The 5,392-nt window shown below is 64.9% G+C and carries 10 protein-coding genes; 6 read left to right on the forward strand and 4 right to left on the reverse strand.

Going from position 1 to position 5,392, the window contains the following annotated elements; genetic code table 11:
- Window positions 1-20: 20 nt before the first annotated feature.
- The 4 genes from AB0C30_RS59695 to AB0C30_RS59710 form a co-directional block, all read right to left on the reverse strand.
- Window positions 21-413, reverse strand: coding sequence for a nuclear transport factor 2 family protein (locus AB0C30_RS59695; protein ID WP_357962623.1), 393 nt, complete (start codon window positions 411-413; stop codon window positions 21-23).
- A 64-nt stretch (window positions 414-477) separates the two neighbouring features.
- Window positions 478-774, reverse strand: coding sequence for a hypothetical protein (locus tag AB0C30_RS59700; RefSeq protein WP_357962626.1), 297 nt, complete (start codon window positions 772-774; stop codon window positions 478-480).
- Window positions 775-872: 98 nt separating this feature from the next.
- Window positions 873-1,589, reverse strand: a complete 717-nt coding sequence (locus AB0C30_RS59705) for a protein phosphatase 2C domain-containing protein (protein ID WP_357962629.1) — start codon at window positions 1,587-1,589, stop codon at window positions 873-875.
- Between the two features lie 6 nt (window positions 1,590-1,595).
- Window positions 1,596-2,426 (reverse strand): GntR family transcriptional regulator, encoded by an 831-nt coding sequence (locus AB0C30_RS59710; RefSeq protein ID WP_357962632.1) that lies wholly within the window; start codon window positions 2,424-2,426, stop codon window positions 1,596-1,598.
- A gap of 326 nt (window positions 2,427-2,752) precedes the next feature.
- Between AB0C30_RS59710 and AB0C30_RS59715 the strand changes: the two genes are divergently transcribed.
- The 6 genes from AB0C30_RS59715 (at window position 2,753) to AB0C30_RS59740 (ending at window position 5,339) form a co-directional block, all read left to right on the forward strand.
- Entirely contained in the window at window positions 2,753-3,604 is an 852-nt protein-coding gene (locus AB0C30_RS59715; RefSeq protein WP_357962635.1) for a hypothetical protein, read from the forward strand.
- Window positions 3,605-3,714: 110 nt separating this feature from the next.
- Window positions 3,715-3,927 carry a hypothetical protein gene (locus AB0C30_RS59720; RefSeq protein ID WP_357962638.1) on the forward strand — a complete coding sequence of 71 codons (213 nt, stop codon included), beginning with the start codon at window positions 3,715-3,717 and terminating at the stop codon, window positions 3,925-3,927.
- Complete coding sequence (locus AB0C30_RS59725) at window positions 3,927-4,151, forward strand: hypothetical protein (RefSeq protein ID WP_357962641.1); 225 nt, start codon at window positions 3,927-3,929, stop codon at window positions 4,149-4,151. Before AB0C30_RS59720 ends, AB0C30_RS59725 begins: the two co-directional genes overlap by 1 nt.
- A 136-nt stretch (window positions 4,152-4,287) precedes the next feature.
- The gene (locus AB0C30_RS59730; protein ID WP_357962644.1) at window positions 4,288-4,551 is read left to right on the forward strand and encodes a hypothetical protein; all 264 of its coding nucleotides are present in this window, start codon (window positions 4,288-4,290) and stop codon (window positions 4,549-4,551) included.
- Window positions 4,552-4,629: 78 nt separating this feature from the next.
- Window positions 4,630-5,022 (forward strand): hypothetical protein, encoded by a 393-nt coding sequence (locus AB0C30_RS59735; RefSeq protein WP_357962647.1) that lies wholly within the window; start codon window positions 4,630-4,632, stop codon window positions 5,020-5,022.
- 80 nt (window positions 5,023-5,102) lie between these two features.
- Window positions 5,103-5,339, forward strand: coding sequence for a hypothetical protein (locus AB0C30_RS59740; protein ID WP_357962649.1), 237 nt, complete (start codon window positions 5,103-5,105; stop codon window positions 5,337-5,339).
- Window positions 5,340-5,392 lie beyond the last annotated feature (53 nt).

Consider the following 5,392-nt stretch of genomic DNA (forward strand, 5'->3'; position numbering starts at 1 on the left):
TGGGGGCTCTGCATGGTCTGTCAGTCAACGAGCTCACCAACAGTTTCCGATGACCAGTACTCTCTGAGACTGGTGATCTTCCGGTCCTCGATGGTCAGGACGGCTATCTCGCGCATGCGCTTACGAACCCGCTGGACCAGATCATCGAACTCCGCTTCCCACTCGACAATCGCGGTGTCCCCGTCGAGGTAGACGTTGAGCACCTCGCACTTGATGTTGGCCTGGGACTCGACGACTTTCGTCTCCCAGTAGCGCCGGATCGCCTCCCGGTTCGGGATCGGAGCCTGAAGGACGCGCTCGTGGTAAGTAGCGTCCTCCGTGAAGATCGTCACGATCAGGTCTGGGTCTTGCCCGACCCACGCACGGACGTAAACGTCGAGGACTTCGCGAACGTCGTGCTTGGTCAGCTCCATTAGGGCTCCTCGTTGATGACGGCAGCCGCGACCGAAGGCATTTCGATCATTCCTGGTGCCGAGGCTATTTGTCCTCAACCTCTCCGGACCCTTTGCAGGGGCGGCAGTTGACCCACTTCTTCGTCACGACAGTGCCGCCGCCTGCGGTAGGCGTTTCGACGGTCTCGTGCCAGCCACCGGCCCCTTGACATCGGTCGCACTGCTTCTTGTCCGCCCACTCGTTCACGGTGGCGTCCTCGGGGGCGTCCGGTTGTGCGAACTGGGCGGTGACGGCGGCGGCTTGAGCCTCGGTGAGACCCTGGAGGAAGACATGGCTTCCTCGTGGGGTGGTGATGTCAGCGAAGTGGTCGCGCGGTTCCACGGCAGTCTCCTCGCCTCGACAGGTCATCGTCGCAGACGGTAGCCATGGGATCACGACCGCGCAATCGGAATGGCGGTTACTGTTCACTCCCCGGGGGTTCAGGCGGAGCAGCGCTCCCGCACGTCTACGACGATCACGGTGATATTGTCCGGCCCGCCATCCTCCAGCGCCAGTGAGACCAGGCGCTCGGCCACGTCTCCCGGATCCTGATGGGACTCCAATACGTCCTGCAGAACTCCAACAGGCACAACACCGCTCAGGCCGTCGGAGCACAGCAGGAATCGATCCCCAGGATGCAAGCCGCGCGGCGTGAGATCAGGAGACCGTCCGTCAGTACGACCGTCAAGGAACCGTGCGATCTTCTCTGACAGATTAGGTACATCGGCGGCGCCAGCCACGAGGTTGCCGTAGGTGTGATCTTCGGTCAGCTGGGTCAGCTCCCCTTCGCGCAGTAGGTAGGCGCGCGAGTCGCCCATGTTCGCCACCACGACAGTCGCCCCAGACCAGAGCATTGCTACCAGTGTGGTGCCCATGCCTGCCAACTCAGGCTCGCGCTCGACCCTGGCGCGCAACGTCTGGTTCGCGTGGTGGATAGCTTGCCCGAGGGCGTCAGTGAGGTCTGCGGAGTCAGCGAGACGGTCATAGGCGGACAGGACGTCGATCACGGTATTACTGGCGATGTCGCCGGCTGTGTGTCCGCCAAGGCCATCAGCAACCGCGAACAAATACCTTCCGGCATAGGCGGCGTCTTCATTGCGTCGACGCACTAGCCCGACGTGCGTGCGGGTTACGGCGTCAACGGTGAGGCTGCTCACGGGCGTTCACCTGTCGCTCTCGATCTCGTCGGGCGGCCCGTCGATGTCGGGCCAAGGGGGTTGAGCGGACTCGTCGCGTCGCAGTACGTGCACAGTTTCTACCCGGTCGCTAGCCGCCACGTACTCGGTGACCTCGATTGGTTGGCCATCGCCCCCCGAGGTACCAACTCGCACGATCTCCAGCACGGGCAGGCTGATGGCGATCTCCAGCAGCTTGGCCTCTTCCTGGGTGGGCATCCGCGCCCGGTGGAATTCGGTCCAACTGATCGGCCAGTGGCCGGCCCGCTCTAGCAAGTAGAGCCAGTGGCCTGGGCCGGGGTCCTCGGAGGCCACCTCGGGAGCGTCAGCCACTCCTCGCGGGTGTATCCACGAGATGTTGATCTGAAAAGGCGGCTCAGACTCCGGGCCAGTGACCCGAAATCGGCGCATCACCGAGCTCCCCGGCTCGACGCCCAACAGCCGAGCGACCCTTGGGTTGATCAGCGGTTCGTAGCCAGCAAGCGGCGTGATGTGATGCTTCCACTTCTCCTGGCCGGACGCCGCTGGGAAGGAGTAGCCGGCGTTGGGAGTGGCCTTATTGCGCTTGACCAGGTCGCCGCGCGGTCTGCGGAGGCGCATAAGGCCATGCCGCACGACGATGCCGCGCCCCTGCACAGCCCACACGTAGCCTTCCGATTCCAGCACGCTGACCGCTCGCCCGATCGTGTCTCGGTTGGCGTTGTATTGCTTGGCGAGGTCGTTCAGCCGCGGAAGTAGAGCCCCCGGCTCCCACTCGCCGGCCTCGATCCGTTCGCGGATCGCAGCAGCGATGTCTAGATACCGCGAGTGCACCACCACCCCGCACCAACCCCTTCGCATGAGTCTCCAAGAAATAGTCTTGGGACAATTGACAAGATGCTACATTGTCCCAAGACTATCTTCATAGAAGCACGAAGTCCCATAGGGATCAGCAAGAAGCAGGCCAACGCGCTGCAACGCCTCGGTCTGTGAGCACAAAAGAAGACGGGCCCCCGACGCTGCAACGTCGGGGGCCGCCCATCAGGCTTCCTCGCGAAAGGTGTCCGCCTGATGCTCGATCATCATTTCATCGAGGGTGGCTGCCCTGAACAGCGACCCTTCGGTGAGCCGAGTGTGCCGATCGCCTCCATCGCGCGAGGCGCATCGTGAACGAACTGGCCCTGACGGAGTCCCCGTCCCTCCGCGCTCAGTACGCCGACCGCGTCGATGTCCTCGACAAGGTCAAGGCGCTGAGTCTGCTCTCTGATGACGTTCACGCCGATCTGCCGATGGTCGCCCGCTACTACGAGGTGGCCGAGGATGCGATCGAGAGTGTCGTCCGCCGCAACCGCTCCGAGTTGGAGTCAAACGGCTTCCAGGTACTCAAGGGGCAGGCGTACCGAGACTTCGCGTCCGTCAACCTGACGGACGCGAATCCGAACGCCCGCTCCATCACCCTGTTCGCCCGTCGCGCGATCCTGAACGTCGGCCAGATGCTCACCGAGTCACCGGTCGCACGTCAGATCCGCACCTATCTCCTCGACGTCGAGGAGATAGCGCCGCCCGAGATCCGCACGGCAGCGATCGAACTCGCCGCTCTCACCCGGATCCAGGTCCTGGCGCTTAAGGCTGCTGACGGACTACTCGACCGGACATGGCTAGCCGCCAAGACCAAGGTCGCGCTGGCCCGAATGTTCGGCGAGGAACCCGAAATCGACCCGCTCGACATCCCCCTGTACGTCCCCGACTTCTTGAAGTCCATGGGGCTGAAGAAGAAGCAGATCGAGTCTGAGCAGTCGTGGTTCGGCAAGCGCGCCGCCGCCCTGTATGAGGCTGAGCACGGAGAGAAGCCCGGCAAGCGCGCCGCTGACACCCCGAACGGCAGCGTCCGCAACACGCTCGCGTGGACGCAGCGCGACCTCCCGATCTTCGAAGAGGTCTGGGAGCGCTGGTACGCCGAGAAGTACGCGATGCAGATGGCCCCCGTACAGGACTCGCTGTTGGGGAGCGACGCGTGAACTACCTATCCATCCACCACCAGGACATACAGAGGGCGACCCGCTACCGCCAAGTCTCAGGCCGCCCGCATGTCCTCTACACCGCCGATAACGGAAGGAACACGCCCATCATGGCATACCCGCTCGCCACTCCCGCGTCGGAACAGGAGCGGCAGGAGATCGACAGGCTGACCGATCACATGTATCGGGAGGCTCTGGCCATCCTCGGCACCGTCGCGGCCACCCGGACGGCGGCGGGGCTTCCACTCCCTCCGGAGCCGCCCAGCCTCGTCACCCTGTCGATCCCCCGGCAGGCGCCTGCACTCCGCCCGCTGGTGTCGTGATGGACGTCACCCTGGACACGGCCCTGTCCCTGCTGGGCCTACCGCTCATGCTGACGCTCCTGATCGTGGTGGGCGTCACGGCCTACCGCCAGGTCCGCCCCTACAAGGTGGTCGGCCACAGCCCGTCGATGGGCATGGTGGCGATCCGCTGGCGCGACGACCCCGACCACACGTTCTGGCTCACCCCTACCAGCCTCCAGCAGCAGATCGGGGCGCACCGATGAAGATCCCCGCCCAGTTCGACTACGAGGAAAAGGGCCACCCAGGAGTGTGGGGCCCTGGCCTTGAAGACCAGAGACCGCGCGACGCCTACGACGAGCTGCTCGCTGGACAGGCCGGCGACCTGAATGTGAGCACGCGATGACGATGACCGCCACCCTGACCTTCAACCCCGACATCACCGACCTCGACCGCTGGCAGGCGCTGTCCCACTACGAACGGCACCGCATCCTCGCCTCCCGCTGGCTGGGGCTCAACCCGGCCGACGCGCACGCACGGTTCGCCGCCGCGATGGGCGTGCTGGCCCTCGTCAACGAAGAGCTGGACGCCGCTCAGGTCCTCGTGAACCACTCCGTCACCCGCGCGGTGGCGGAAGCACGGCAGAACCGCGAGGAAGCCCGATGAACCAGCCCGGCCACCGCGCCCCCACACCTCCTGCGGTGGCCGGGCATCCCAACCCACCCCCTACTGAAGGAGATCGACATGTCCGACACCCGCCCCTTGTACGAGGGAGACAACGAGATGGCCGCCCGCCATATCTCGGCCGGCGACTGGTGGGACCTGGAAGAGGACCGTTGCACCTGCGGCGCCACCCTCAAGGTCGCTCAGGGCACCGACGGCGACCACACGATCGAGTGCACCTCCTGCGAGTACGTGTTCACTACCGACGAGGACGGCGTCGTCACGGACTGGCCCCGCACCACGACTCCGCCCGCCCCTGTCGTGATCGTCGTGGACGAGGCAGCCGCCATCTTCGGCGGCATGACCGGCCACGGCAAGAACCCCGGCCTACTCACCGACCTGCTGGAAAAGGCCCGCAACAGCGGAGCACCCATCGTCATCACCGACAGCAAAGGCGCCACGAACTGGAGCTGATGTTCCGTGAGCCTCCCGACCCGCTTCCCTCCGGCCGGGCGGTTCACGAATCACCAGCCTTCACCCCCGAAAGAGAACCCATGAGCACCGGCACCAGCGAGGAGGCCCACATGTTCGAGACCCCTCACTTCGACTACTACGGCGACCTCACGACCGGCGACCGCATCGACCTTGACGAGCCGCCCCACCACTGCGGCGAGGAGATGGAAGTCCGGGAGGACTCCACCGGCGCCCTGCTGGTCTGCATCAACGGCGACTACGAGATCACCACCGACAAGGACGGCGCCCTCACCGAGCCGCCCTACATCACCCGCTGAACGAACGGACCCCTTGAGATGGACACGACGCACGCTCCCCCACCCCGCGAGGT

Origin of the sequence: Nonomuraea sp. NPDC048901 (assembly GCF_040649695.1) — a bacterium.
Classification (GTDB): Bacteria; Actinomycetota; Actinomycetes; order Streptosporangiales; family Streptosporangiaceae; genus Nonomuraea.